The sequence below is a fragment of the Micromonospora sp. PRAS1 genome, from assembly GCF_059553435.1.
On sequence record NZ_JCANNB010000033.1, the window covers coordinates 1 to 26136 of the forward strand.

The following is a 26136-nucleotide window of genomic DNA, read 5'->3' on the forward strand; positions in this document are numbered from 1 at the left end:
GCGGGCCACCGAGCTGACTCCTGAGCCCGCCATCCGCGCGAGCCGGGCACTGAAAGCCGCGTACGTCACGCATGAAGCCGGTGCGTCCGAACGCGCGCTGGAACTGCTCCTGGCGGCACCGATCGGGTCGCTGGGTCCCCTGCAACGCGCGCGGCTCGACCTGCTGCGAGCCCAGATCGCGTTCCACCTGACCCGTGGCACCGAGGTGCCGGGCATGCTGATGGATGCCGCCAAGGCACTGGCCCCGTTGGACGCCGCGCTGTCCCGCGAGACCTACCTACAGGCCCTGGATGCGGCCATCATCAACGGTGGGGGCGACGCGGTGCGCATCGCCGAAGCGGCCCTGGCCACCCCCGTACCTGAGGTGCCGCCGCGACCGGTGGACCTGCTCCTCGACGGGCTGGCGACGACCCTGACAAGGGGATATTCGGCAGGAGCGCCCGGGCTGCGGCTCGCGCTGGCAGCGTTCCGCGACGGCCCGCAGGTGGAATCTGGGCAATCCAGCGAGAGCGACCGTTGGCTGTGGCTGGCCGGCCGCAACGCCGTGGCGGTCCTCGACGACGAACTGCTCTACGTCCTGGCCACCCGCAACGTCCAGCTCGCTCGTGAAGCCGGCGCGCTGGCCGTGCTCCCCGCCGCACTGAACTTCCTGTCCATCACGTCGGTCCTGCTGGGCGATCTCGCCCAGGCAAGCGAGTTGGCCGCCGAGGCCACAAGGCTCACACAGGCGACCGGGGGCGTGCCGTTGCGCCATGCTCACGTCATTCTCCACGCCTGGTGTGGTGACCAGGCCGAGACCACCGCGGTGAACGCCATCATTGCCCAGGAGGACATCTACCCCGACGGGGGTACGGATGTCGCCCTGGCTCAGTACGCAATGGCAGTACTGCACAACGGGTTGGGCAACTATTCGGTCGCGCAGGAATCGGCGGAGAGAGCGTGCCGGTCCGCCGAACTGTCGATCAGCAGCGCGGGCCTGCCCGAGCTCATCGAGGCTTCCGTCCGTGCCGGCGAGCCGGAACGAGCGGCGCTCGCGCTGGAGCAGTTCAGCTCACGCGCGGATGCGTGCGGCACCTCATGGGCGCTCGGCCTGGCCGCGCGCTCACGAGCGCTGACCACCACGGGGCCTGATGCCGAGAAGCACTACCGCGAGGCGATCGAACGGCTCGACAAGTCCCGCATGGCCAGCGACACGGCTCGTGCTCACCTCGTCTACGGCGAGTGGCTGCGCCGCGAAGGTCGCCGCCAGGAGGCGCGCAAGAGTCTGCGCACCGCCCACCAACTGCTGTCGGATATGGGTGCGGAAGCGTTCGCCGAGCGAGCCGTCCGCGAGCTGCGCGCCACCGGTGAGCACCCGCGCAAACGCACCACCCAGCCGGCCCGCGCCCTCACCAGCCACGAGCTGCACATCGCCCGATTGGTCGCCACCGGGGCAACCTCCCGGGAGATCGGCGCACAGTTGTTCCTGAGCCCGCGCACGATCGAAGCCCACCTGCGCAGCATCTTCCGTAAGCTCGGCATCACCTCCCGCAGGCAGCTCAAGGAACTGCCGCTGCGCTGACCGGCCGGGCACACCACGGCCATAGCCCGGACAGCCAGGCCTCGCTGCTCGATCCAACAGCCGCATTCGGCTGCTTTGACAGCGTCGGCCGGGCTCACACAATGTGCCAGCACGGTACGATCGGCCGGGATCCCCGTAGCTTCCACCGACGCGAACCGTCGCCATGGGTGCGAGCCTGGTGGCTCGACGATGACCGCCGGCGGTTCGGTTCACACGGCCTCATCCCGAAATTACCTGGAACTATTCGACAACCTTGTCGCACAACCGATTTGGCCACTGAGTCGCCCTCAGGCCAGACCAGGAGAGGACGACCATGCCTACCATCAGCCACACGATCGACATTGCCGCGCCCGCGGATCGCGTGTGGGCGATCCTCACCGACACTGCTGCGTACCCGGAATGGAACCCATTCATCACGAAGCTTGACGGCAGCCTGACCCGGGGATCTCGGCTGGCGGTGACCATCGCACTTCCCGGGGCTAAGCCGCGCCGCTTCACTCCCACCGTCACCGCCGTCGAGTCCGAGCGGCGGCTCGCGTGGCTCGGCCGTTTGCTCATCCCGGGCATCTTCGACGGCGCGCACTCCTTCGACATCGAACCGCTCACTCCCGAATCGACCCGGTTCACCCAGTCCGAACGCTTCTCCGGGTTGCTCGTGATGATGCTGCGCGGCATGTTGCGCTCGACCGAGTCAGGCTTCGCGGCAATGAATACGGCCCTCGCCGCTCGGGCAGAGGCATGACGGCCGTATCCACGTTCTGAGCTGACACCGCAGCTGAGCCATCCAGGGTGCCCGCGCAGTCCCGCCTCTCCGCAGCAGCGCTCCCGTTCAGGTGATGCGCTGTGCCAGAAGGGCACACGCGTCGTCGCGGGCGGCGCCGAAGTCGAGCCGGTCGAGGATTGCTGCCGGGTGCGCGTCGAGGCCGACGAGCTGATCGGCAAGCAGTTCGATGCCATGGTCGAAGTTTCCTCGCTTGATCATGCCGTCGGTGTAAAGCAAGAGTGAGTGACCGGACAGCAGTTGGCGGGCCTCCTGCGCGTACTGCGGTGCCGAGAACGCCCCCAGCAGCGGCCCTGCGGGACTGGGGAGGGAGACCACCCGCCGGCGGTCGGCCAGCAGCAACGGCGGATGGCCGGCACCGGCCCAGATGATCTGGCCCGTGCTAGGCCGGAACGTCGCGACGACAGCGGTCGCGGTGATGGCGTTGCCGGCGCCGATGAGCAGTGTGTTGAGGCGAGACAGGATCACCGCCGGTGGATGGCCCTCGACGGCGTACGCCGCCATTGCATACCGCAATCCGATCATGGCCTCGACGGCCCGCAGCCCGTGACCGACGACGTCGCCAACAGCCATGACCAGATCTCCGTTGGCCAGTGGAAGAACCAGGTACCAGTCTCCACCGATCCGCAGTACGGGGTCCGCTGCGCGGCATCGCACGGCGATCCGCAGGCCAGCGAGGTCAGCGACGACGCTGCTTGCGGGCTGGATAGCGTGTTGCAGCACATGGCTGATGTGCCGCTCGCGGGCCAACTGACGCCGGTAGGAGAGCAGGGTACGGCTACCGCCCAACAGGACCGTGCTCGTGGCGGGCTCCGTTCCCATAGCTCATCTCCTTATCTCAGCTTGTCCGCGATGGGCCTTTCGACGAGGCCGGGATTGGCGGTTCGGTGGGGAGGAACGGGTGTCGGATCCGCCCCTCTCCCACCTACGGAGTGTCAGATCATCGGGTTACCGGTGACGGTCGCCTCGGGGGAGGTAAGGTCCTGAATGACATCCCAGTGTTCGACGATACGGCCATTTTCGAGCCGGAAGATGTCAACGATGACGACCGGGTTCGGTGCCCAGCCATGGACGATGCTGTGGGTGAACACGAGATCGCCCTGTGCGGCGATCCGCTTCGGCTCCCATGAGAAGCCCTCCAGATCCGGCACGACGGCGCGTAGCGTGTCCAGACCGTTGGCCATCTGAGGACTGTGCTGAACGTAAGGCTCAGACCAGTACCGGTCGAGCGCCGTGATGTCCTTTTCGGCGAAGAGTTCTCGCATGGCGGTGAGTACGATTTCGGTATTGCGTTGAGCCTGGTCAGTCGCCGTGTTCGCGGCCATAGTCATGCCTCCTCGATTGTCCCGACAAAGTTGTAGAGAGTGCCGCCGACAGTCACGTTGGAATACAGCGTCGCTTTGGCGAAGTCCTCGACGTGGGTGACGGTGGCACCGCTGGCCTCCGTCCACGAATTCAAGTAAACGCCGTCGCGGATCTTCCTCAGGTCCAGCTTCACGGTTTCCGCGTGACCGTCGGGCGCAAGGCCACCACCGCTCTCGACGACGAAGCTGCCCTGTATCTGCGAATCAAAGGTGAACCGGACCTTCAGTTCACCCAGGTTGAACCGATAGCTTCTGCCGATCACAAGCTCAGTCATGACGTCCTTCCCTCTTCACCCGGTCTGGGTGCACTCTGCGGACCACCTGCTCGCCCCTTGCCTCATCCTGGAATTCGACAGGCCGGGTGTCGGGTCCACGGGTTCGTACTGCTGCTCCCACCGGCTCTCCGTCGCTGCCGTACCTTGCAGTTCAGTCGCTGACTCTGCTGCGGGACTGGTACACCAGGTCCTGGTACTCGGGATGCCGGGCGATCCAACCCGCGAAGAAGGGGCAGGTGGGCAGGACCAGCAGGTTCTCGGCACGGGCCTCGTCGAGGCCGGCGCGGGCCAGGGCCGCCCCAACTCCCCTGCCCTCGTACTCCGGCGAGACCTCGGTGTGTACGAACGCGATGAGTTCCGTGGTGCGGATGTACTGCGCGATACCCGCAACCTTGGACTCTCCCTCGACCCGAGCTTCGTACTGTTTGGCTTCGGGGACATCCTTTACATTTACTGCCATGTGTCCTCCATCAGATTTCATTTCCGATACGAGTTGATCAGCCCCCGTACGGTCGGCCGCCGACTGACCAACTCCTATCCCACGCTGAGCATCCTGTGCCGAGTCGGCCAGGATCGACGTCGAGGGAGACCTGCTGCTCAGCTAGACCGGCGGGGTGCGGTGCCAGCGCATCGGGTTGTCCTCCAGCGCGGAGCGGTCCCAGTGCCCGAGGTCTGCGGCGGCTTCGTAGGTGGTGCGGAGGAACTCGGCGACTGCGCGATCGGGGTCCGGTGCGGCGCGGACGGCCTCGTAGGGGAGCAGGAACTGCTGGTACTCGGTGCTGAAGTATGCGCCTTCGGGGCCGATGTGCTGGTCGGCGAAGCCGTCGGGTGCGGGGTAGGCGTAGGAGTAGAAGGCGCCTTCCTCGCCGCCGCCGGGCCAGAACCCGCAGCTGGACAGTTCGCGGGAGTAGCCCTCGACCATGACCCAGTCTCCGCAGTTGGGCACGCCGCCGGGGTGCGGTGGGGCCGACCGGCCGGAGAAGCGGGTGCAGGCGAGGTCCATTCCGCCCCAGAAGAAGTGCACGGGGCTGACCTTGCCGACGAAGTGTGACCGGAACTCGCCGATCGTCCGGTTTGCCTGTAACAGTTGCTGCCAGAACAGGGTGGCTGCCTCGCCGTCGTAGGAGGCGTGCTGGTGGTCCTCGGTGAACGGGATCGCCGGGTCGACCTCGTTGGGGTGCGGCCGGATCGGCGCCTCGATCCCGAGTTCGTCGAGCATGGCCATGACGCGGGTGTAGAACTCGGCGACCGGCATCGGCCGTAGTGGGAGGCTGCGTACGCCGCCGTTGCTGCTGCGTACGTCGAGCCGATGGCCGATGAAGTCGAACTCGATCTCGAAGGCGCCCGTGCCGTACGGGATGGTCGACGTGGTCAATCCGCGTGGGCTCACGTACAGGGTCACCTGCCACCAGTGGTTGAGCAGCGGGGCGTGGGCCATGCGGATCTTGCCCACGATCTGGGTCCACATGTGCAGGGTGTCGCGGGTGTCGGTCCAGTCCGAGACCCGCAGGCTCGGCCAGCTCATCGTCGCCGGGCTTGTCATCGCTACTCACATCCTTGGCGCTGTCACCGAGAGGTGACGGTCGTCGGGTCAGCGGTACTCGGGGTTGGCGGCGTCTGGATGGACTCCTGTGTCCCAGGCCGTGCGTTGGTTGCCGTAGGCCGGGAACCCGCCGGCGCGACGGATCATCGACGCGAGGTGGAGCAGGTTGTAGGTCATGAAGGCGGTATTGCGGTTGGTGAAGTCGTTCTCCGGACCGCCGGAGCCCTCGTCGAGGTAGGACGGGCCGGGGCCGACCTCACCGAGCCAACCCGCGTCGGCCTGCGGCGGAACGGTGAACCCGATGTGCTGCAAGCTGTAGAGGATGCTCATCGCACAGTGCTTGAGGCCGTCCTCGTTGCCGGTGAGCAGACAGCCACCGACGCGCCCGTAGTAGGCGTACTGGCCGTGCTCGTTGAGCACGCCGGAGTAGCCGTAGAGCCGCTCGATCACCCGACGGGTCACCGAGCTGTTGTCACCGAGCCAGATCGGTCCGGCGATGACCAGGATATCGGCCGCCAGGACCCGATTCAGCAGTACAGGCCATTCGTCGGTGTCCGCCCCGTACTCGGTCATGTCCGGTCGGACGCCGGTGGCGATGTCGTGGTCGACGGCGCGAATCTGGTCCACGCTGACCCCGTTCGCCTCCATGATCGCCACACTGCGATCGACCACCCCCTGAGTGTGGCTACGGCCGGGGGACCGGTTGAGGGTGCAGTTGATATACATCGCGCGCAGCCCGGTGAAATCGGGCCGCTCAGTCAGGGACGCGGTCATGGGGTCCTTCCTGGTGGTGAGTGATCAATGACATCAATGAGCGTGAGCCGACCGCCGTCGCCGGAGTTCGGCCCAGTCGCCGGCGGCGTCGTACATCCCGCAGGTGGCCATTACGCTCAGCACCTGGCGCACCACCGCCCTGTCCACAACCTGCTCGTTCCTGAGCGGATTGACCCCGCGGTTGGCAAGCGTGTTCCCCGGAGGCGTCCGACTCGACCTCCGCGAGCACGTCAGTCAGATAGTCGGGAACGACTGACCGCATCTGTCCTCCTCAGGTTCTCGCGGAGGCTGTCCGCGGGGCCTCGCGCACCAGCAGCCCGGCCGACTGCGGTGAGGGTTCGCAGCTCGGCGGCCTCGACATTCGCTCCGAATGCAGCGGTCCCAGGCTCGAGGCGGGCGCCGGCCGCGAGGGAGCCGATCGCCACGGCGTCGAATCCGAACGCGTTGATGAGTTGTGACACCACGCCGACATCCTCGGCAGAGTCGCCAGCGACCGCGATCGCCTTGCGCCCGGCCCGCCCTGCGGGACGAGCCTCGTCCTCGAGGTCGTGATAGCCCATGTGGTTCAGGGCTTTGACGACGCGAGCGCCCGGCAGGAACCGTTGCACGGCATCGCTCGAAGACACGCCGGGCCCGACGATCGTGTCGCGGGGACCGTCAATCTCCCACCAGTGGTTCATCGCATCCACGACGAGTTTGCCCCTCAGTTCGTCTGCCGAGAGGTTGCGGTGCTTGCTGAGTGGGAGCGCGAGGATCACCACGTCCGCGGTTGCCGCGACCTCGGTCGGCCACCCGGTGGTGGCACCGGGGGTCAGCACCTCGATGGTCAACGCGATCCTGGCAGGATCTCCGGAGCCGGCGATCAGGACGCGATAGCCCGCGGCGACGGCCAGGCGGGCCAGGACCGTGCCGACCTTCCCGGCGCCCAGGATGCCGATGGTGGTGACCTGCGAGATCACCGGGTCACCCGTGCGGGGTCCGCGGACTGCTCGGCCAGAAGCTCACGCACCCGCGGGATGACCTGCGTGCCGTACAGCTCGACCGACCGCATCCGCGCGGCGGCGGAGACCGTCCCGGCGGCGGAGTAGATCATGTCGAAACGGCCCACGTCCAGCACCCGGATCGCGCGGGCGATCTTCGCCGCGACGGTCTCGACCGACCCCACATACAGCGAGCCGTGCGCCACGTCGGCATCGAACTCCCGCTGCTGGAGCGGCGGCCAGCCGCGCAACGCGCCAATCCGATCGCGGATCTCCCGGTAGCCGGGGTAGAACAACTCCCTGGCCTGTTCGTCGGTCGCGGCGACGAAGCCGGGGGAGTGCACTCCAACCGGCGCAGCGGTCGTGCCGAGCTGCTGGTGCGCCCGCCGGTACAGATCCACGTACGGAGCGAAGCGATCGGGTGCGCCACCGATGATGGCGAGCATGAGCCGGAACCCGTAGCGCGCGGCGCGGAGCACCGACTGCGGCGTGCCGCCCACTCCCACCCAGGTGTTCAGACGTCCCGAGTCCGTCTTCGGGTAGACGTCCGCGTCCCGTAGAGCGGCGCGAGTGGTGCCCTCCCAGGTCACCGGTTTCTCATCCAGAAGTCGATGAAACAGGTCGATTTTCTCCTCGAACAACACCTCGTAGTCCGTCAGGTCGTACCCGAACAACGGGAACGACTCGGTGAACGACCCTCGCCCGAGGATCACCTCGGCGCGACCGTTGGAGAGCGCATCGAGCGTGGCGAAGCGCTGGAACACCCGCACCGGATCGTCCGAGGACAGCACCGTCACGCCCGACGCGAGCCGGATGCGCTCCGTGACGGTCGCGATGCCGGCGAGCACCGTCTCCGGACTGGAGATCGCGTACTCCGGCCGGTGGTGCTCGCCCAATGCGACCACGTCGATGCCGATCTGGTCGGCCAGCACAGCCTCGGCCACCGCCGCGCGGATCGCCTGCGCGTGCGACACGATCTCCCCCCGGTCATCCCGGGGACGGTCTCCGAAACTGTCGATACCGAACTCGATCTGCGACGCATCCATCGTGGGTAACTCCTTAGATGTCTCGGCCAGCTAGTGAAGACGTGGGACGTTCGGGCGGTGCAGCTGGTCGAGGGTGTCGGCGCGCCGCTGGGCGGCGTCGGCGTCGAGCCTGCGGGTCGCGGGGCCGCAGCGGGTGTCCTTCGGCATCGTGCCGTGCACCAGGTAGGCGGTGGTCACGTTCAGCGCGCATGCGTTGTCGCCGTACACGTAGACGCCGTGGCCGCTGCCGTCGACGCTTACCAGCCGGGAGCGTTTGGCGAACTTCTCCCGAAGCAGTTCGCCCCCTCGGTGCGGCGTGCCCGGGTCGCGCAGGTTCTGCACGAGCAGCACGTTGCGCGGCCCCTTGTCGTTGATCCGTACCGGTGGCTCGGACGGCTCGTGCGCCCAGTACGCGCAGGGGGTGATGTTCGCGCTGGCCGCGCCGTACATCGGGTATCGCTTGCGGTCGGTGGCGACCGCGCGCCGGTAGGTGTTGACGTCCTCGGGCCAGTTGACGTCGTTGCAGTTCACGGCGAGATACGCCGACAAGAAGTTGTCCCAGGGCAGCACCTCCGGCGGCGTCGCGACAGACTCGCCCGGCCCGGTTACCGCCGCCTCGTCGGAGCGCAGCAGCATCTGCCAGTACTGTGCCAGCGCCGGGTAGTTGGCCTTCCCGTAGAGCGACGCGAAGGTGGTGAACCGGAAGACCGCCCCGGTGACGAGACCGACCGCAGTCTCATCTAGCCGTTCGGCGAGCCGGAAGTAGGTCTTGCGTACCTGTGCCGGGGTACGGCCCAGGCCGTAGGCGCCATGCCGGGCCGCCGCCCACGCCGCGAAGTCCGGGAATGTCTGTTCCACACCCAGGCCGAACCGGCGCTGCGCGGCATAGTCGAGGTGGGTGTCGCCGAGGTTGCTGTCGAGCACGACGCGGTCGGTGGTGTCCGGGAACATCGACGCGTACGCGGCGCCCAGCGCCGTCCCGTACGACGCACCGTAGAAGCTGGCCTTCGTCTCGCCGAGCGCGGCCCGGATCGTGTCCAGGTCACGGGCCGTGTTCGCGGTCGTGATATGCCGCAGCCGCCCCTCGGTGTCGTTGGCCGCACACAATTCGGCGACCGCCTTCACGGTCCTCGCCCGCTCGATGACCGCCGCGTCGTCGACCGCGTACGGCGGGACGTTGCTGAAGTAGTCCAGCTCGCCGGTGAAGCCGCAGCTCACCGGGGCCGATTGTCCGACCCCGCGGGGGTCTATGCCGATCAGGTCGTAGCTGTCCGACACGCTGCTCGGCAAACCCAACCCGACCAGGTCCGCCGGCATCGTCAGTCCCGAGGCGCCCGGCCCTCCCGGATTGGTCAGGAGGATGCCACGGCGCTGCGCCGGCTTCGCACTTGCGATGCGCGACACCAGAATGTCGATCGTGACACCGTCGGGATCGCGGTAGTCCAACGGCACCGGCACCGTCGCGCACTGCAACGCGGGCGAGACAACCGCGACCTCCTCGGGGCACACACCCCAGTTCACCTGCGACGCCGGAGCACCGGCCTGCACCGGCGCCGCTGCCAGCGACGCGGCGATCCCAGTGACGACTGCGACGGCCACGCTTCGACGCAACTTCATACCCCGGCCCTCGGCTGCCGACGGTCGGATCCGGGCGCTCCGGCAACGGTGAGGTCGGCTGCGGACCTGCTCTCCGGCAGCAGGATTCCCGTCCTGGGGCGCACCCCGAGGGACGCATTGAGCTCCCGGCGCGCGGCCTGGATCGAGAGCTGCTCGACGGGGTGGAACTCTTCGTAGGTACCGTTGCGTTGGGCGACTTCGATGACTGGGCTGACGAGCATCGCGGATCCTTTCGTCTCGGCACAAGACTTCCTCCTGGGCGGCACCTTCGCGTCGGTATAAACGCCTTAGCTCGCACCCTCAGCGCACTGCGTCGCAAGCGAGCTGGTCGCTGCCGGTGCGAGCAGGCCGGCTTGGCCGGCCTGTACACGGTTGTCCAGCGATGAAAGCCGCGAGCTCGGGGCCTGTCTCGACCTGCCGGCAGCCGTTTCGTCAACCGCTCCGGCGGGAGATCACCGCCTTGCCGTGGCGGCCGGGATCAGGAAGGATGGCGACTCGCCATCGGTGACAACTACCTACTCCGACCCTGTCGGAGCTCATCCCCGCCCCGGGTGGGAGCGAAAGTGACCGACCTCCTGGTTCGGCGCGCAGTGCGGACGCCCGCGCCGCCCACAAGCTCAGCATCGCCCGGCTGAGGGGGTGTTACGGATTTTCACGGCGGGTCGTACGATCCGTCGCATGGACGGCGAGCGGTGAACCGGACGTTGGCCGTGCTGCTCGCCGCGACGGCCGGTGCGGCTGTCGCTGTCGCCATGCTGTACCGCAACGCCGTGGCCGCCGCCGAACGCACAACCGCCTGAGGCTGGCCGGTTCTCCGGCCAGAATCGGCAGCAGAATGCCGGGCGGGGGCAAGGATGCCTTGCCCCCGCCACTAGCCCAGATTCAGCGACCAGTATTCGCGTCGATAAAAGATGAGTGGTGGTGTCGTGCGTAGGTGACGGAAACGGTGGACGAGGCCGATGATCAGGTGATGGTCTCCTGCGAGGTGGCTGGCTTGTAGTTGACAATCGAGGTAGGCGAGGGCCCCGTCGATGACTGGGGAGCCTGCCTCGGAGAAGTGCCACTTTATGTGGGCAAACTTGTCGGCACCGGGTGTCGCCAGAGTCCGGCTTACGTGGTCTTGGTCGGAGGCGAGGACGTTGACGCAGAAGGTGCGACCCTCGCTGATGAGTGGCCAACTGGTGGAGGTGTTGTTGACGCCGAATCCGATCAGCGGCGGGCGCAGTGAGATGGAGAAGAAGGAACCGACGACCAAGCCGAGAGGGCGGCCGTCACGAGTCGCGGTGACGGCGACGACCCCGGTCGGGAAGTTCCTGAGGAGCAGGCGGAACTCGTCTTCGGTCGTCGGTCCTTCGTCCGGTTTCACAACTGGCGTCTCCTTCGATCAGCTGGGACGGCCGCGCTTGATTTCGAAGAAGTACGGGGCGTTGGCGAGCCGGGAAATGGCGTCGTACAGCTCTCCTGCCTCGGCTGTCGGCGGGACCGTCTCGAAGACCGGGCCGTGGATCCCTCGTGGTGCGCCGGGGATCTCGATGACCGGGCTGCCGACGTCGGGGCCGGCGGAGGCGATGGCGGCGTGGGTGTCGGCGCTGATCTGCGAGTCCCAGCGGGGGTCGTGGAAGGCGTCGAAGGCGTCGCCGGCACCCGTGGACTTGCTGATGTTGTGCAGCATGTCCTCGGTGATTTCTTCGCCTTGGTCGTGCGCGGCGGTGCCGACGGCGGCGTAGAAGCGGGCCGCGTCGGCCGGGCGGGCGGCGTCGCGCAGCGCTTCGCCGATGCGTAGTGCGCCGTGGGAGGCGCCGAGCATGGCGGCCCAGTCCGGGTTCATCTGGTCGCCGTAGAGGACCTTCAAGCTGAACGGCCGCCAGTCGATGTCGAAGTCTCGCTGCTCGGCCGCGGCGGTCAGCCATCGTCCGGCCCGCCAGGACCAGTAGCAGGCGGGGTCGGACCAGAACTTGACCAGGGTCACGGGTGCTCCTTCAGAGAGTGGCTGGTTGGGTGGTCGTGGCGCCGCTGCTGAGGGCGGCCTTCACCGCAGGGGCGACGTGTTCGCCGAACAGTCGCATGGACCGGTTGCTCGCCTCGAAGTCGAGGCCGCCGAACTGGAACCAGCCCTGGAACATGTCGACGCCTGCGGTGGCCTTGTCGAGAAGTTGCGCTACGCACTGGTCGGGAGTGCCGAAGATGATCCGGCGGCTGGCGACGGCTTCCTCGAACGGAAGGCTGGTGATTTTGTTGAACCAGGCCTTGTGGTCCTCGTAGCCCTTGTCGACCGTGGTGCTCTGGCTGATCATCACGGACGCCTCGTGGCCGGCGCCCAGCCAGGCCGCCAGGTGCGGTTGGGCGAGTTCGCGGGCTTCGGCTTCGGTCTCGGCGACGAAGATGTGTTGCATCGTGCCGTACTTGCCGGTGGGGGTGCCCGGGTGAGCGGCCTGCCATTCGTCGCGGTAGATCGCGGCGGTGCGGGCGGTGTCGTCGGCGTCCAGGAAGGCGGTGCAGAGATTGACGCCGAGTCGGGCGGCCTTGCGGATGGATTTCTCACTGATGCCGGCCATCCAGATGGGTGGATGGGGGGTCTGGGTGGCTTCGGGGACGAGGTCGACGGCTTCGCCGTGCCACGGGCCGGTCGCGTAGGACTGGACCCCACCCTCGGTGAGCAACTGTCGGATGAGCGGGAACGCGGCGTCGAAGAGCTGCTCGGAGTCGGCGCGCTGCACGCCGTAGCCGGCTTGTTCGTGGCCGGCCAGGCCGCGGCCGAGGCCGATCTCCAGGCGTCCGCCGGTGAGCAGATCGAGCATGCGGATCTCTTCGGCCGCTCGGACGGGGTGGTACAGCGGCAGGTTGAGAGTCATGGCGCCGAGCCGGACCCGCGTGGTGGTCTGCGACAGGGCGGCGATCATCAGGTGCGGCGAGGGGACGATCTGGAATCCGGCGTTGGAGTGGTGCTCGGTGAAGAAGTAGGCGTCGATGCCGACCTCGTCGGCGATGCGGGCCTGCTCCAACGAGTGCTGATAGGCGGCGGCGTGGGGCAACTTGTTCTCGACGGGGCGCCAGGCCGACGCGCCGTCGGAGGTGGACGAGGTGATGTCGTAGACGCTGAACTGCACGGGCTGCTCCAGGGCAGGGCTGTCACCGGTGACGCGGGCGCCACCGGTGATGGCCGACGGTGTGGTTGCCTGTGGGACTACGGGCGAGACGACAGGGTGACCGCCTGCGGTGCGCGGGTCTGGTTGGTCTTGGGCACGAGGCGCGCCAGTGGATGGCTGGGGTCGATGGGGCGGTAGTCGCAGCTGGTGTCGGTGCTGGAGAGCAGTTCCAGTTCACCGAAGGCGAACTCGATGGGCCGGCCACGTCCGTCGGGACCGTCGGGTGGGTACACCCAGCTCTTCTCGGGCACCTCGCACTGGCAGCCCCGCACCGGAGTCTGGGGACCGCCCTGGCGGACGTGTCGCCAGCTCGCGCCGAGTGCGTGCTCCGCGATGGCGGCGTAGACGGCCTGGCTGTCGGGGCTGTCGTCGCGAAGGTCGATGCCGAGGTGGTCGACGAAGGGCAGGGCGCGGGTCACCGCGCCGGGGATGAGGTCCTCCTCGGCGATCGGTCCACTGGTGAAGATGACCGCGACGCCGCTGGGAAAGCCGTATTTGCGGAAGTTGGGCGCGGCACGTTGTGCGGTGACGCCGTGGGCGAGGATCGCCTCGTGCGGTAGTGCGTCGACATTGGCGACCTTGACCTGTACGTGGATCGTGTCGGCGATGGTCATCGCGGCGGCGAACGGAAAGTCTGGGGCGAAGAGGTCGTCGACGAGCGCGGCCTCGTCGGCACTGATGAGCCCTTGGTCGATGAAGAACCGCAGGGTGGTGGCGGCGGAGGACTGGTCGGGCATCGGTCACGCTCCCTGGGCGGCGATGTCGGCGACGGCGGCGATCAGGCGATCGACTTCCTCAGGGGTGTTGTAGAGGTAGAGGCTGGCGCGGACGTTGCCGGCGCGGCTGTCCTCCTCGTGCAACTCGTTGAAGAAGTAGTTGAGGGCGCAGTGTTGTCCGGCGCGGACGGCGACGCCGTAGCGGTCGTTGAGAAGCTGTCCCACTTCGGTGAAGTCGCGATTGATGATGTTGAAGGACACCACCGCCACCCGGTCGGCGGGATCGACCGGACCATAGAGTTCGACACCCTCGATCCGTGACAGGCCGTCACAGAGCCGGTGCATGAGTTGACCCTCGTGAGCGGCGAGATTGTCCAGCCCGAGTTCGGTGAGGTAGTCGATCGCGGCCGCCAGTCCGAGTGCCTCGGCGATGGGTGGCGTGCCGGCCTGCCACTTGTCGGGTAGCGAGGTGAACGAGCAGTCCGACAGGACACAGCCGTCCAGGGTGGGTGCGGCGCAGGCGGTGGTGTCGATCGTGCCACCGCCGAGGACGCCGGGCACGAGGGAGACCGCGTACTGCCGGCGGATGTAGAGCACCCCGATCCCGGTCGGGCCGAGCATCTTGTGGCCGGAGAAGGCGAGGAAGTCGCAGTTGAGCTTGGTGACGTCCAGCGGTAGGTGCGGCGCTGACTGGGCCGCGTCGATCAGGAACAGCACTCCTCGTTCCCGGCAGATCGCACCGATCTCCTCCACCGGTAGCCGGTTGCCGAGGATGTTGGTGACGTGGGCCAAGGTGACGAGCTTGGTGCGTTCGGTGAGAAGCCCGCGAAACGTGTCGAGGTCGAAGCCGCCGTCGCGGTCGGCGTTGTACCACCGCACGTTGACACCCTGCTTGTTCGCGATCCGCATCCACGGCGCCATGTTCGAGGTGTGCTCGAGGTTCGACAGCACGATCTCGTCACCGGCCTCGAAGTCCAGGGTCGCGGCGACCAGGTTGATCGCCGTGGTGGTGTTGCTGGTGAGCACGATCTCCTCGGTGGAGGCGTTCAGGAACCGGGCGATCGTGGTCAAGGCATCGTCGAAGCGCTGCGAGGCGCGCATCGACAGGTCGTAGGAGCCGCGGTGCACGTTGGCCCGGTAGTTGATGTAGTAGTCGGTCATTGCGTCGATAACCGGCCGCGGTGTCAGGGACGAGGCAACGCTGTCGAAGTAGGCCAGCGACTCCGACACGGTCGGGAAGTCCCGGCGGACAGCGCTGACGTCGTAGGCCGAGGCGAGCTTCTGCGGAGTGCCCATGGCCCCATCCTGGCACTCGCAGCCCCTGCTTTCAATAGGATCTGCGAATAGCACTCGCTTAAGCCGATATCATCAACATGTGCTGTTGTTAGCTGCGTTGAGGATCTGGTTCAATGGTCCCATGACGCAGTCGCTGCAGGTAGCGCCGCTGGAATCGCCGTCGGAGACGGCCGGGCAGTGGGCTCCGGTGTTCAAGGCCCTGGGCGACCCGGTCCGGCTCGAGATCACCCTGCTGCTTGCGGCGCGTCCGCGCAGCGTCAAGGAGTTGCAGGAGGCGTTGGGGCACAATCAAGCGCTGGTCAGCCACCATCTGCGGCTGCTGCGCGACCAGGGCATCGTCACCTGTCGTCCGCGTGGGCGCAGCAACGTCTACGAGATCCAGATCGACCCGTTGGCGTGTCTCGCCCAGTGCCTGTCCTCGATGGTCACTCCGGCTGACCCGGATTGCGCCTGCCCGCCGAACGCCTCGTAGCGCCGAAACCCGACACCTCTGCGGTCCTGATTGCTACCCGAGCCTTGCTCACACAAGCGGGGCGTCGTTAGCCTGGCCGTGCTCTAGCATCAGTACATCTTGATGATGTTGGAGAACGTCAGTAGGTCGTAGCCGCACGGGGGAGGTACCACCGTGACCACCGAACCGAATCCCACAATCCCAGCGCCCGCCGCGTCCAGCTGCGCGGGTTCACCCTACGGTGACGAGAGCAAGGGCATCATCGTCTACGTCCGGGACGAGACCGAGAGCCGGAACGCCCTGGAGACGTTCAGCCGGCTGGACAACCCGCCGGAATGCTGCCGACTGCGTACCCGGCAGTTGGGCGAGGGCAGCCCGGGCGAGCACCCGCAGATCGTCGCCGACGTCGCGGCCCACACCGGTAGTTGGCCGCTGCCACTGACCGTGGTCGACGGAAACGCCGTCGTCGCCCGTCGCCTGCCGACCTTCGACGAGTTGGTCCGCTTCACCTCCGGCAAGACCCCCGGACACGCACCGGACCTGCTTCCCGGCTAGGGCGTGCGGCAGATCAGCCGAGGCACCCGGTTGCCGGCGCACCTCGACCGGCAACCGGGCGAACACGGGGAGGTCGGCGATGCCGGGACCGGTACGGGGCGCATGTCCACACGACTGCCCCGACAGATGCAGCTGGGAGGTCACCGTCGACGGCACCGGCACCGCCGTGTCGCTACGGGGATCCACCGCACATCCACTGACCGCCGGCAAGCTCTGCGCAAAGCTTTCCGGCTACCTCACCGACCGCGTCTACCACCCGCGAAGGGTGACCCGGGCACTGCGGCGAGCCGGCCGTAAAGGTGAGGGACGCTTCGTCGAGATCAGCCTCGACGAGGCGCTCGCTTCGGTCGCCGACCGGTTGGGCGACATCGCCGACGTGGACGGACCGGCCGCCATCGTGCCGTTCAGCTACGAAGGCACCCAAGGGCTGCTGCAATCCAAGTCGATGAGCGAGCGGTTCTTCGCCCGCCTGGGTGCCACCGAGGTCCTGCACACCATCTGCGGGGCCACCGCCGGCGCCGGAGTGTCCGCCGTCAACGGCACGACCAACGGGGTGCTGCCCGAGGACGCGCGCCACGCCCGACTCGTGCTGATCTGGGGTGCCAATCCCGTCGTCACCAACCAGCACCTCTGGCCCGCCGTCCTGGCTGCCCGCGCCGCCGGCGCACGGATCATCGTCATCGATCCGGTCCGCACCCGCACCGCAGCCGCCGCCGACTGGCACGTCCAGCCGCGCCCCGGCACCGACGCCGCCCTGGCTCTGGGCATGGCGCACGTGATCGTCGCCGGCGGTTACGCCGACCCGGAGTGGATCGACGCCAACACCACCGGCTTCGCCGCGCTCGCCCACGAACTGCGTCGGTTCACCCCACAACGGGTGGCGCAGATCGTCGGCATTCCCGCGGCTGACGTCGTCGCCCTCGGCCGCGCCTACGGCACCGTCGCGGCAGCGCTCATCCGGGTCATGATCGGCATGGAGCATCACCCCGGCGGCGCCGCTACCTACACCGCCGTCGCGGCGCTGCCCGCGCTGACCGGCGCATGGCGCCACCACGGCGGCGGCCTGTCGTTCCACACCGCCGCTCACTTCATGGACGCGCTCAACGTCGCGGCCCTGAAGATGACGCACCTGGCCGCAGGAAAGCGCCGATAGCTGAACATGGTGCACCTCGGGCGGGCGCTGACCGACCTCGACCAGGATCCGCCCGTGCACGCGCTGGTCGTGCACGGCAGCAACCCCGCAGTCACCCTGCCCGCGTCCCACCTCGTCCGCGCCGGACTGGCCCGGGAGGATCTGTTCACCATTGTGCACGACCACATGATCACCGACACCGGACGCTTCGCAGACATCGTCATCCCGGCCACCACCCAGCCCGAACACCTCGACCTGATGTGGTCCTGGGGTCATACCGACCTGATGCTCAACACTGCCGCGCTCACTGCACCCGGCGACGCGATCAGCGTCACCGACCTGTTCCGCGCCCTCGCCGCCCGGCTCGGCTTCACCGACGCCTGCTTCGCCGACACCGACGATGACCTCGTCCGGGCGGCACTCGACAGCGACCATCCCTGGCTGAAGGGCATCACCGAGGAGGCACTGCGCACCACCGGCTGGCAGCGGCTCGCCCTACCGACGCCGTACCTGCCCTTCGCCAACGGTTTCCCCACCGCCGACGGTCGGGCCAACCTGTCCGCGGTCGCGGCCATCGCGGCCACGGTCGACGGCGTCGTCGCCCCCGCGCCCCGGCGATGGCCGCTGCGGTTGCTCACCATCAAGGCCCTGCGCTCGATGAACTCCACCTACGCCGACACCGACCGGGCCGCCCGCGACGGCGGCCCCTGGCTGGACATCCACCCCGATGATGCGACCAGCCGTGGCATCGACACCGACACCTGCGTACGGGTCCACAACGGTCACGGCGAGATCCATCTCAAAGCCAGGGTGAGCCGACGGGTGCGACCCGGCGTGGTCGTCACCGACTTCGGCGCGTGGACATCGCTCGGCACGCGCCGCTCGGCAGGTCCGGTCAACGTGCTGACCGACGACACCCTCACCGACGCCGGGGGATCGGCCTTCCATCACACCTTCGTGGAGGTCAGCCCCGAGGCTGACCGGTGACGAGACCTCAGCCGGCGATGCTGAAGACGAGGGCGGCGACCAGACCGGCGCAGATCGGCGTGGCGGTCCAGGCGATGCCGAGATCCCGCAACGTCTTGCCGGAGATCCGGCTCACCTGCCCACCCGCCGAGCCGACGATCGCGCCGGTGGAAACCTGGGTGGTGGACATCGGTAGGGCCAGCACCGCACCGGCTCCCACCAGGCAGGCGGTGGTCGCGTTGGCGGTGAAGCCTTCGGTGTGACTCATTCGGACCACCTTCTCGCCCAGGGTCCGTGCCACCCGCACCCCGAACAGGGAACCTCCGGCCATGGCGACCGCGACCAGCAGGCTCACCGAGGTCGCGGAGTATCCGGCGGGGATCAGCGCGAAGCCGCCGATGGCGGCGATCTTCGGCGTGTCGTTGAGACCCCGCGCGCATCCCGTGGCGCCGCTGGAGACCCAGTGCAGGAGCGTGATGATCCGCGCCGATGTCGTCGTACCGGTCGCCGGGTCAGCCGAGGGGGCCGCCGACCCGTCCGGTGCCGGCCTGCCCGCGCCGTCGCCGGTGTTGGCGCCGACCGGCGCGAGTTCGGGCTGTGGGGTACGGCGCAACCGACGCCCGGTCTGGACGGCGATCGCGATCGTGGCTGAGATGGCGTAGGCGACGACGATGCTGAGCAGCAGTGGCAGCACCACCTTCTGCAGGACGCCGCTCCACTGCACGCTGGAGGGCGCCAGCACCAGCCCGGCGCCGACCAGTGAACCGACGATCGCGTGTGTCGTGGACACCGGCAGCCTGGCGATGCTGGCAAACGTGACCCAGCTGGTGGTGCCGAGCAACACGGCCAGGGCGAACGCCGCCGTCGGCGTTCCGTCGACAATTCCTGACGAAAACAGCTTACCCATGTTGCGCCCGATTTCGATGGAAAGAAGGGCGCCGATCAGAGTGGTGGCAGTTCCCCAGAGAATGGCGGTCCGGTAGGCCGTGACTCCGGCGCCGGCCAGGGTGGCGACACCTTTGGAGACATCATTGGCGCCGTTGGCCGCCGCGAGAAACACCAGTACGACAACGATGGCAACGGTCATGGCCCGCCCCCCGCGCTCGACGTAGGTCCTGGCACGAGTCTCCAAGCCATTTAGCCGTACGTCAATGCGCATTCACCTCCCGTTTACCTCGATAATCGGTCCGGGTTAATGCACCTGCCTGTATCGAAAAAATTGGAAGCCAGAGAGTGGGAGATGCGCGCGGTGGTGCGGGGGCGGATTGTCGCGGGTGACCGATTCCGGCTACTGGTTCATGATATGACGCACGATTCAGGGCGGCTTGCTCAGGACGGCGCGAAGACCTCGCTGAGGCGGGCGACGGTCTGCGGATAGCTCCAGTAGTACACCCAGGTGCCACGCCGCTCGGAGCCGACCAGACCAGCCTCGCGTAGCACCTTCAGGTGATGGGAGATCGTCGGGGCGGTGACATCGAACTGGTCGGTCAACTCACAGACGCACACCTCGCCACCGGCCCGCGAAGCGATCAACGAGAACAACCGCAACCGGACGGGGTCACTGAGCGCTTTGAACACCTGCGCGTAATCCGCCGCGTCCACGGCGTCGATCGGCTCGGAGAGCAGCGGCACCCAGCGGGAGATCCTGATCGGGGAGGAGGTCGGCTTGGCCACACTTCATCGTGACCCGTCTCTGAAGTCCACCGCAAGACATCGGCCGGCGGGCGTCACCGCCCTCCTGCGGCCACGTCGGGCGTCACCGCCCTCCTGCGGCCACGTCGGGCGTCACCGCCCTCCTGCGGCCACGTCGGGCAGCTCCGATTCCTCGGTACCGCACAGCGGGGCGGCGGACGCTGCCCGCTGTGGGCTCGGCCCGCAGGTGTTGGCCAGGTCCATGGCGGGCTGGTCGCCGGGCAATGTCCGCGCGGTGTCCCAGTCGCCGACGAGCGCCGCGACGACGGAGCGGACCTGAACGAACCCGGTACGCAGCAGGAAGGTCGGGGCCCGGCCGTAGCTCTTCATGCCGACGATGTAGCAGTCTGCCTCGTCGTGGGTCAACTCGTCGACGCCGTGCGATGGCACGCTGCCGCAGAAGTGCTTCTCGGGGTCGATCAGGGGGGCCAGCGCCCGGGGACACTCGAGCGCGCTGTCGAGGCGCAGCCGCAGCTCCGCAGCGATGCGGTGGTCGGGCCGGTACCCGGTGGCGTTGACCACGACATCGCCGGTGAGCCGGTGCGGTGCGCCGGCCAGGTCGTCGCCGATCAACTCGATACCGCCGGCAGGTGGCGAGTCCACCCGGTGGATGCGGAAATCGGTGACGAGCCGGATCGTGTTCCCGTCGACCAGGTCACGAAGGCGGCTGCCCAGCGCACCACGGGCGGGCAGTTCGTCGTTGTCGCCGCCGTACGTTGCGGAGGGCGACCGACCTCGGATGGCCCAGGTGATCTCGGTGTCCGGAACGGACGCGCGGAGTTCGGCGAGGGCGAGAAGCGTGGTGGCTGCCGACTGTCCGGCGCCCACGACGATGGTATGGCGGCCGGCGAATCGGTGGCGGTGCGCAACAAGGACATCCGGCAGGCCCGTGACGACACGGGTGGCGGTGTTCTCGCCGTAGGCGGGTAGGCCTTCCGCGCCGAGGTGGTTGGGGGTGCGCCAGGTGCCGGAGGCGTCGATGACCGCGCGGGCGAGCAGTTCCGAGGTCATGCCGTCGCGGGTGACGATGCGCAGGCGGAAGGGGGCCCGGTCCCGGCCGGCGGTGCGTGTCCGGTCGTAGCCGGCGCGGCTGATCGCCTCGACCCGTGCGTCGCAGCGCAGTGCCGCGGCGAGGGCTGGCAGCTCTGCCAGCGGCTGAAGATAGTCGGTGATCAGGTCGTGGCCGGTGGGCAGGAGGTCACCGTCGGGTTCGCGCCAGCCCGCAGCGATCAACAGCCGGCGGGCGGTTTCGTCGATGTTGTACCGCCACGGCGTGAACAGGCGTACGTGGGCCCACTGCCGGATCGACGTCGCCGGTGCGGGACCGGCTTCCAGGACGGTGAAGGGGACGTCCCGTTCCGCCAGGTGCGCGGCGGCGGCCAGTCCCACCGGTCCGGCGCCGATGACGACCACGGGAGGTGCCGTCGGATCCATGTCGTCTCCAGGTGTCGTCGGTGGTGGGCTCGCGCATGCTGGGTGGCGCCCGGTTTCTTCCCGCGTTTCTTCCCGCGCCGTCGCAGGCCCGAACACCGGGCAGGGACCGCGCGCCGCAACCGCCAGCTGCCGTACTGATTCCACTGATACTGCACGGTTGCGGGCAGGCCGGGCCGACACGCCGGCCGGGTTTGCCGAGCTGCTCCGGCAGCCGAAGCGGGCCCTGCGGGGCGAGGCGTGTGGGGCGCCGGTTACTCGGGCGCGCGGGCCGAGACGGCGGCGAGGTATCCGGCCAACTGGTTGACCGTGGCCGGCGTGACCCAGTAGTAGACCCAGGTGCCACGGCGTTGACAACCGACGAAGCCGGCGTCGCGCAGGACCTTCAGGTGGTACGAGATGGTAGGCCCGGTCAGCTCCGAGGCATTGACGAGGTCGCACACGCAGACCTGACCGCGGGCGGCGATCGTGGTCAGCATGCGCAGCCGGACCGGATCTCCCAGGGCCTTGAACCTCGACGCGATCGCCGTGGCGTCCGGATCCTCGGGCGCGGTACGGCGCCCCGCCGGACGCGCGGCAACGTGGCTTGCTGGTCTGCTCATCCGGGCGCCTTCCGTAGTCGGCAGGCGAAGCACTTGTACGCCTGTTGACCGGAGAGATTGTCGTGGTAGCGGTCGTCGATCAGATGGTTCGCGGCCTGGTAGCGCGGATCGGCGAAATCGTCGCCGACCAGCTGCGCGGGGCCGAAGGTGTTCGGTACGAAGACGGTGTCGGCGCGGATCCCCGGATCGAGCAGGGCGGTGCCCCTGACCGCGCCCCGCGGACTCTCGACGATGATGTCGTCTCCCGGCCCGATGCCGTGGGCCCGCGCGGTGTCGGGATGAATCTGGACCAGCCGAATCCCGTTTAGTCGTTTCCCGGTCGGTGTCCAGTGCGTGACGGTGGCGAAGTGCGCCACGCTGGGACGACCGGTCATGCCCATCAGGGGATAGCGCCGGTGAACGGCGCCGGAGCCGGGGACCGCCAGGCGGACCGGGCGGGTGAGCGCCTGCGGTTTGAGCGGGTTGGTGATGAACCTCGGCTCGTAGGCCACGGTCGGATGGGCCCCGGTCACCTCGGGATGGGTGTAGAAGGACGGCAAGGACGAATGGCCACTCGGTGCCAGCAGTCGCTCCTGCGCCGGGGTGGTGATCTCAATCTTGCCGCTCGGAGTGAGGAACCGCTTTCCGCGGTGCGCGGGATCCAACGCCTCGGCGGCGCGGTACCACGAGGGGTGGTCCAGGTACAGGGTGCTCACGCCCGGGTGCTCCAGGTCCGGGCAGGGCCAGCGCAGGGGCTCGGCGCGCGAGCGGAGCCGGTCGTGAGTCATGCCGCCCATCCCCGGGGTGTGGGCGACGAACTCCGCCCACAGCTGCCGGTAGTCCCGCCACCGGGCCGGAAAGGCGTCGGTCCAGTAGCGGCGAGGGCGCCGGCGGTCGTGGCGGCTCAGTGCGTGGGCGAGGTCGACCCAGATCTCGACGTCGGTGCGGGACTCGCCGACCCGGGGTACGGCCGCGTCCTGCCAGCGGATGCCGCGGTCGTCGCGCCGCATGTACACACCGTCGAACTCCAGCCCACTGCAGACTGGAAGGATGAGGTCGGCGTAGTACGCGGCCTCCTCCATGAACAGTCCGGTGTAGACGTAGAAGTCAAGCCGCCGGTACGCCTCGCGGACCTTGGTCGTGTTGGCGGAGCTGACGAGCGGGTTTCCCTGGGTGATGACCGCCTGGAGCCGATAGGGGCGGCCAGACAGGATGGCATCGGCGAAGGCGTCGGGTCCGACCGGGAGCGCGGGCCCTCGGGGCGGCAACGGTACGGCCAGTGGTGGCAGGTCGAGCCGTCCCGGCCAGGTGTTGTGCATGAAGTTGCAGCCGCCGCCGGGAACACCGATGTTGCCGGTGATCGCGGCGAGCATGGCGATCGTCCGGTAGGTGTCGAAGGCGCCCAACTGGTGCGAGATGCCGGCGTTGCAGAAGATCGCTGCGGGTCGTGAGGTGGCGTATTCCTCGGCGATCTGCTCGATTACCGCAGCGGGTACTCCGGTGATCCGGGACGCCCACCGCGGGTCGTAACCACCGCGGTCCAGGTGGCGTGAAAGCTCGTCGAATCCAACCGTCCACCGGGCGACGAACCGCCGGTCGTAGCGCTGCGTCCGCACGATGTGGCCCAGGACGCCGAGGATCAGCGCGAGGTCGGTGTGCGGCTTCGGTGCCACCCAGGTGTCGGCGAGGGCAGCGGTGGGTGTACGGCGGGGGTCGACCACGACGAGCCGGGCGCCGGTGTGCTCGCGGCTTCGTAACAGGTGGGCGAAGGTGACCGGATGCGTCTCGGCCTGGTTGGTGCCGAGCATCAGCAGGTATCGCGCGGAACCGAGGTCCTCGCGGCCGGTTGCCGGGTCGACACCGTAGCCGTTGGTGAAGTTCGGCAGGCCGAAGGTCATCGCCAGGGCGTCACCGCCCGCGTCGTTGCAGACCGGGCCGACGTCGGTGTCGTTGGGGCTGCCGAGCATGGCGAACAGCCGGGAGACGAGGGAGCCGACACCGCGGGGCAGCCGCCCGGTCGTGCGGTTGGCGATCGCCCGGGCCTCGCCGGTGTCGCGCAGGTGCAACAGGCGTGTGGCCATGATGTCGAGGGCCTCGTCCCAGGACACGGGAGCGAAGACCGACGAGGTGCTGCCCTTTGCGCCGGAGACCCGACGCAGCGGCCTGGTCAGCCGATGTCGGTTGTACACCAGCTCGGTCATGGCAGGCCCCTTGACGCAGAGGTTGCCGGCCTGGACCGGGTCGGCCGGTTCGCCGCGTACCTCGATGACCCGGCCGAGCTTCAGGCCGACTTGCAGGCGACAGTTGCTGTTGCAGAACTGGCAGGCGGTCGCGACGATCCGGTCTGGAGTGAGTGCGGCGGACCCGCGGTGGAAGTCTGGCAGGGGTGGGCAGCCGGCGGGGGCCGCAGGAGCCGAGACTGCGGTGTTGCCCGAGCCTGATTGCGCAGTGGCGTGGGCGGGCGCCGACATCACGGGTACGGCCACGCCGGCCGCGGTGACCGCGGCGCCCTGGATCAAGGTGCGTCGGGCGACCGGGGGCCGGGGCGGTGGGGCCGGCGCGGGTGGGTCGTCCGACTCCGGTTCCGGCACATCGGTTGGCGGCATGAGGCAGCTCCGGTGGTCGGCCTACGTCGGCGGGCAGCTGGTCGTCGCGTGATGCCTTTTAGGTACGTCTTTGTCTCAGACGGGCACGGAGTGGTAGGCAGGCTCTGGCTCGCGGTGGTGCTCATCAGGCGATGGCAATCATCGACTCATTGCGACGGTTGACGGCCATGCCTTGATCAGTAGGTGCGAGGCCATGAACGACGCGATTTGCGGGCCTCGGATGTTCAGTCTCCCGAATATCGATCACGATGGTCAATGCCGCGAGCGGCATGCGGCGGTGTGTTCGTTCTTGCATATCGTGCTACATGCGCGTTGATCTTCGGCAATTGATCGACCCGTGTGGTCGCGGCATGGGAAGTCCCAGATGAGGGGCCATCGTCCCTGATCATTCTGGCTGGTCTTGGCCTCGCGGGCGGGTATCGACGTCCTTGACAGCGTGGAGGGCTGGTTAGACGATGACGAAAGTCAACGGGGATCTAATCAGCTTCGCGTCATTCCTTCGGTGTCGGCTATTTGTGCCCATGCGCCGATACGCCGATCCGCGCACCTGTCAGCTGCTTCAGGAGGTAGCGTCGTGGCTTTCCATGTTCCGACTATTCAAAGCGATCTCCGGCTGTTCACCTCCGCCGGCCTGCTCGCCGCCCACGAGGCCGAACAGGTCGTCGAGGTGATCAGTGAGACCTTTCCATTCGCGGATGTGATGAGCAGCGCCGAGTCCATTCACGTGCACGTCAATGCCGATGACGTGGCGACCTTGCCGGTGGACGGCACCCTGGCGGCAGCGTGCGAGGAGACCTCGAACTCGGATCGCGAGCGGAAGTTCTCCTTCCCCAGCGGCCTCAACGTCATCTTCGCCTCCGATCCGACCGCCCAGGACGAGTTCATCCCGGGGGCCGTGGCCCAGGCCAGACCCTACGTCGACCATCTGGGTGTGGACCTGCGCGAGGAGAACGCCGCGACGCAGCAGGTGTTCGACGCGATCCCGGACACCGCGACCCGCGCCGGCTGGCGTCACGTGTACCAGAACGGGCCGGTGCGATGCTGCTACACGGTGATGGGCCCCAAGCACTGGGTCTACCCGCCCGAGGGCACCGTGGGCTCACGCCGGCCGATCGAGTTCGCCTTCGGCGACCTGCGCTCCTCCGACGAATACCTGGGCTGTGACTACCGGCCGATCGACCCCGCACATCCGCTGGCCGGCAAGGTGGACGAGGTGCTGTCGGGCTGCGGGCCGGCGGGCACGGTAGCGAGCGACGCCGCGGCGGCCGGCACCGCGCCGACGACGAGCCCGGCCAAGATCTACGTATTCGAGGAGTGCTCCTGCAACACCACGCCGTCGCAGCCGTTGCTCGACGCGCTGCAGCAACGGTACGGCTCGGCGGAGGTCAAGGCGTTCGACATGGCCAAGCCGACCGGCATCGTGCCACTGCCGCCGGCGTTGTTCCTCGCCCTGGAGTCCGAGGGCTCACGCAGCCTGCCGGCGTTGGTGGTCGACGGACAACTGCGTACCCAGGGCTGGCTGCCCACCCCCGACGCAGCAGTGCAACTGATCGAGAACCCGGATGCCTCGGGGCTGCCGGCACCCCGGCCGGCGGCTGCCTCCGACGCCTGTTGCACCACCGACTCCTGCTGCTGACCACCGCG

The 26136-nt window shown here is 68.1% G+C and carries 26 protein-coding genes and 1 pseudogene; 6 read left to right on the forward strand and 21 right to left on the reverse strand.

The window, feature by feature from the left end; translation table 11 throughout:
* Together AC507J_RS24925 and AC507J_RS24930 are read left to right on the forward strand one after the other, a co-directional pair.
* Positions 1-1561 (forward strand): LuxR C-terminal-related transcriptional regulator (locus AC507J_RS24925; protein ID WP_496291625.1); only part of this gene is annotated, 1561 nt, incomplete at its 5' end.
* A gap of 313 nt (positions 1562-1874) precedes the next feature.
* Positions 1875-2303, forward strand: a complete 429-nt coding sequence (locus AC507J_RS24930; protein WP_496291626.1) for an SRPBCC family protein — start codon at positions 1875-1877, stop codon at positions 2301-2303.
* Between the two features lie 87 nt (positions 2304-2390).
* Here the strand turns inward: AC507J_RS24930 and AC507J_RS24935 are convergent, their stop codons facing one another.
* From AC507J_RS24935 to AC507J_RS25010, 16 genes are all read right to left on the reverse strand, one after another.
* Positions 2391-3164 carry a PP2C family protein-serine/threonine phosphatase gene (locus AC507J_RS24935; RefSeq protein WP_496291627.1) on the reverse strand — a complete coding sequence of 258 codons (774 nt, stop codon included), beginning with the start codon at positions 3162-3164 and terminating at the stop codon, positions 2391-2393.
* A gap of 113 nt (positions 3165-3277) precedes the next feature.
* Positions 3278-3667 (reverse strand): nuclear transport factor 2 family protein, encoded by a 390-nt coding sequence (locus AC507J_RS24940; protein WP_496291628.1) that lies wholly within the window; start codon positions 3665-3667, stop codon positions 3278-3280.
* Between the two features lie 2 nt (positions 3668-3669).
* A complete protein-coding gene (locus AC507J_RS24945) occupies positions 3670-3981 on the reverse strand; it encodes a MoaF-related domain-containing protein (RefSeq protein WP_496291629.1) in 312 nt (103 codons plus the stop codon).
* Between the two features lie 151 nt (positions 3982-4132).
* The gene (locus tag AC507J_RS24950; RefSeq protein ID WP_496291630.1) at positions 4133-4441 is read right to left on the reverse strand and encodes a GNAT family N-acetyltransferase; all 309 of its coding nucleotides are present in this window, start codon (positions 4439-4441) and stop codon (positions 4133-4135) included.
* Positions 4442-4582: 141 nt separating this feature from the next.
* Positions 4583-5524, reverse strand: a complete 942-nt coding sequence (locus tag AC507J_RS24955) for a DUF5996 family protein (RefSeq protein ID WP_496291631.1) — start codon at positions 5522-5524, stop codon at positions 4583-4585.
* 48 nt (positions 5525-5572) lie between these two features.
* Complete coding sequence (locus tag AC507J_RS24960) at positions 5573-6298, reverse strand: flavodoxin family protein (RefSeq protein ID WP_496291632.1); 726 nt, start codon at positions 6296-6298, stop codon at positions 5573-5575.
* Between the two features lie 33 nt (positions 6299-6331).
* Positions 6332-6532 (reverse strand): glutaminase, encoded by a 201-nt coding sequence (locus AC507J_RS24965; RefSeq protein ID WP_496291694.1) that lies wholly within the window; start codon positions 6530-6532, stop codon positions 6332-6334.
* A complete protein-coding gene (locus AC507J_RS24970) occupies positions 6529-7257 on the reverse strand; it encodes an NADPH-dependent F420 reductase (protein WP_496291633.1) in 729 nt (242 codons plus the stop codon). Before AC507J_RS24970 ends, AC507J_RS24965 begins: the two co-directional genes overlap by 4 nt.
* The gene (locus AC507J_RS24975) at positions 7254-8324 is read right to left on the reverse strand and encodes an LLM class flavin-dependent oxidoreductase (protein ID WP_496291634.1); all 1071 of its coding nucleotides are present in this window, start codon (positions 8322-8324) and stop codon (positions 7254-7256) included. The genes AC507J_RS24970 and AC507J_RS24975 overlap by 4 nt, the downstream gene beginning before the upstream one ends.
* A 30-nt stretch (positions 8325-8354) precedes the next feature.
* On the reverse strand, positions 8355-9902 hold the full coding sequence (locus tag AC507J_RS24980) for an alpha/beta hydrolase (protein WP_496291635.1): 1548 nt from the start codon (positions 9900-9902) through the stop codon (positions 8355-8357).
* A gap of 14 nt (positions 9903-9916) precedes the next feature.
* Positions 9917-10141: a hypothetical protein gene (locus AC507J_RS24985; protein ID WP_496291636.1), complete on the reverse strand. Its 225-nt coding sequence runs from the start codon at positions 10139-10141 to the stop codon at positions 9917-9919.
* A 650-nt stretch (positions 10142-10791) separates the two neighbouring features.
* A complete protein-coding gene (locus AC507J_RS24990; protein ID WP_496291637.1) occupies positions 10792-11286 on the reverse strand; it encodes a flavin reductase family protein in 495 nt (164 codons plus the stop codon).
* An 18-nt stretch (positions 11287-11304) separates the two neighbouring features.
* Positions 11305-11889, reverse strand: coding sequence for a mycothiol-dependent nitroreductase Rv2466c family protein (locus AC507J_RS24995; RefSeq protein ID WP_496291638.1), 585 nt, complete (start codon positions 11887-11889; stop codon positions 11305-11307).
* Positions 11890-11899: 10 nt separating this feature from the next.
* A complete protein-coding gene (locus tag AC507J_RS25000; RefSeq protein WP_496291639.1) occupies positions 11900-13027 on the reverse strand; it encodes an LLM class flavin-dependent oxidoreductase in 1128 nt (375 codons plus the stop codon).
* Between the two features lie 77 nt (positions 13028-13104).
* Positions 13105-13803 carry a hypothetical protein gene (locus tag AC507J_RS25005; protein WP_496291640.1) on the reverse strand — a complete coding sequence of 233 codons (699 nt, stop codon included), beginning with the start codon at positions 13801-13803 and terminating at the stop codon, positions 13105-13107.
* A gap of 3 nt (positions 13804-13806) precedes the next feature.
* Positions 13807-15078 carry an aminotransferase class V-fold PLP-dependent enzyme gene (locus AC507J_RS25010; protein ID WP_496291641.1) on the reverse strand — a complete coding sequence of 424 codons (1272 nt, stop codon included), beginning with the start codon at positions 15076-15078 and terminating at the stop codon, positions 13807-13809.
* Between the two features lie 121 nt (positions 15079-15199).
* Between AC507J_RS25010 and AC507J_RS25015 the strand changes: the two genes are divergently transcribed.
* The 3 genes and pseudogenes from AC507J_RS25015 (at position 15200) to AC507J_RS25025 (ending at position 18203) form a co-directional block, all read left to right on the forward strand.
* A complete protein-coding gene (locus AC507J_RS25015) occupies positions 15200-15550 on the forward strand; it encodes an ArsR/SmtB family transcription factor (RefSeq protein WP_496291642.1) in 351 nt (116 codons plus the stop codon).
* Positions 15551-15703: 153 nt separating this feature from the next.
* Entirely contained in the window at positions 15704-16084 is a 381-nt protein-coding gene (locus AC507J_RS25020) for a hypothetical protein (protein ID WP_496291643.1), read from the forward strand.
* Between the two features lie 79 nt (positions 16085-16163).
* A pseudogene (locus AC507J_RS25025) lies at positions 16164-18203 on the forward strand (molybdopterin-containing oxidoreductase family protein).
* Between the two features lie 7 nt (positions 18204-18210).
* Here the strand turns inward: AC507J_RS25025 and AC507J_RS25030 are convergent.
* The 5 genes from AC507J_RS25030 to AC507J_RS25050 form a co-directional block, all read right to left on the reverse strand.
* On the reverse strand, positions 18211-19269 hold the full coding sequence (locus tag AC507J_RS25030; RefSeq protein WP_496291644.1) for an inorganic phosphate transporter: 1059 nt from the start codon (positions 19267-19269) through the stop codon (positions 18211-18213).
* Between the two features lie 242 nt (positions 19270-19511).
* The gene (locus AC507J_RS25035; RefSeq protein ID WP_496291645.1) at positions 19512-19856 is read right to left on the reverse strand and encodes an ArsR/SmtB family transcription factor; all 345 of its coding nucleotides are present in this window, start codon (positions 19854-19856) and stop codon (positions 19512-19514) included.
* A 111-nt stretch (positions 19857-19967) separates the two neighbouring features.
* Positions 19968-21308: an FAD-dependent oxidoreductase gene (locus AC507J_RS25040; RefSeq protein ID WP_496291646.1), complete on the reverse strand. Its 1341-nt coding sequence runs from the start codon at positions 21306-21308 to the stop codon at positions 19968-19970.
* 251 nt (positions 21309-21559) lie between these two features.
* Positions 21560-21907, reverse strand: a complete 348-nt coding sequence (locus tag AC507J_RS25045; protein WP_496291647.1) for an ArsR/SmtB family transcription factor — start codon at positions 21905-21907, stop codon at positions 21560-21562.
* Complete coding sequence (locus tag AC507J_RS25050) at positions 21904-24492, reverse strand: molybdopterin-containing oxidoreductase family protein (protein WP_496291648.1); 2589 nt, start codon at positions 24490-24492, stop codon at positions 21904-21906. Before AC507J_RS25050 ends, AC507J_RS25045 begins: the two co-directional genes overlap by 4 nt.
* Before the next feature lie 574 nt (positions 24493-25066).
* On the opposite strand from AC507J_RS25050, the gene AC507J_RS25055 reads away from it, so the two are divergent.
* Positions 25067-26128, forward strand: coding sequence for a hypothetical protein (locus AC507J_RS25055; RefSeq protein WP_496291649.1), 1062 nt, complete (start codon positions 25067-25069; stop codon positions 26126-26128).
* Positions 26129-26136 lie beyond the last annotated feature (8 nt).

Excerpts from the sequence above, each read along its gene's own strand:
- AC507J_RS24935 (WP_496291627.1), bottom strand. The coding sequence starts at position 3,164 with ATGGGAACGGAGCCCGCCACGAGCACGGTCCTGTTGGGCGGTAGCCGT.
- AC507J_RS25050 (WP_496291648.1), bottom strand. The coding sequence starts at position 24,492 with ATGCCGCCAACCGATGTGCCGGAACCGGAGTCGGACGACCCACCCGCG.
- AC507J_RS24930 (WP_496291626.1), top strand. The coding sequence starts at position 1,875 with ATGCCTACCATCAGCCACACGATCGACATTGCCGCGCCCGCGGATCGC.
- AC507J_RS25005 (WP_496291640.1), bottom strand. The coding sequence starts at position 13,803 with ATGCCCGACCAGTCCTCCGCCGCCACCACCCTGCGGTTCTTCATCGAC.
- AC507J_RS24945 (WP_496291629.1), bottom strand. The coding sequence starts at position 3,981 with ATGACTGAGCTTGTGATCGGCAGAAGCTATCGGTTCAACCTGGGTGAA.
- AC507J_RS24950 (WP_496291630.1), bottom strand. The coding sequence starts at position 4,441 with ATGGCAGTAAATGTAAAGGATGTCCCCGAAGCCAAACAGTACGAAGCT.
- AC507J_RS25015 (WP_496291642.1), top strand. The coding sequence starts at position 15,200 with ATGACGCAGTCGCTGCAGGTAGCGCCGCTGGAATCGCCGTCGGAGACG.
- AC507J_RS24940 (WP_496291628.1), bottom strand. The coding sequence starts at position 3,667 with ATGGCCGCGAACACGGCGACTGACCAGGCTCAACGCAATACCGAAATC.
- AC507J_RS25010 (WP_496291641.1), bottom strand. The coding sequence starts at position 15,078 with ATGGGCACTCCGCAGAAGCTCGCCTCGGCCTACGACGTCAGCGCTGTC.
- AC507J_RS25045 (WP_496291647.1), bottom strand. The coding sequence starts at position 21,907 with ATGAGCAGACCAGCAAGCCACGTTGCCGCGCGTCCGGCGGGGCGCCGT.
- AC507J_RS24960 (WP_496291632.1), bottom strand. The coding sequence starts at position 6,298 with ATGACCGCGTCCCTGACTGAGCGGCCCGATTTCACCGGGCTGCGCGCG.
- AC507J_RS25040 (WP_496291646.1), bottom strand. The coding sequence starts at position 21,308 with ATGGATCCGACGGCACCTCCCGTGGTCGTCATCGGCGCCGGACCGGTG.
- AC507J_RS24955 (WP_496291631.1), bottom strand. The coding sequence starts at position 5,524 with ATGACAAGCCCGGCGACGATGAGCTGGCCGAGCCTGCGGGTCTCGGAC.
- AC507J_RS25030 (WP_496291644.1), bottom strand. The coding sequence starts at position 19,269 with ATGACCGTTGCCATCGTTGTCGTACTGGTGTTTCTCGCGGCGGCCAAC.
- AC507J_RS24975 (WP_496291634.1), bottom strand. The coding sequence starts at position 8,324 with ATGGATGCGTCGCAGATCGAGTTCGGTATCGACAGTTTCGGAGACCGT.
- AC507J_RS24985 (WP_496291636.1), bottom strand. The coding sequence starts at position 10,141 with ATGCTCGTCAGCCCAGTCATCGAAGTCGCCCAACGCAACGGTACCTAC.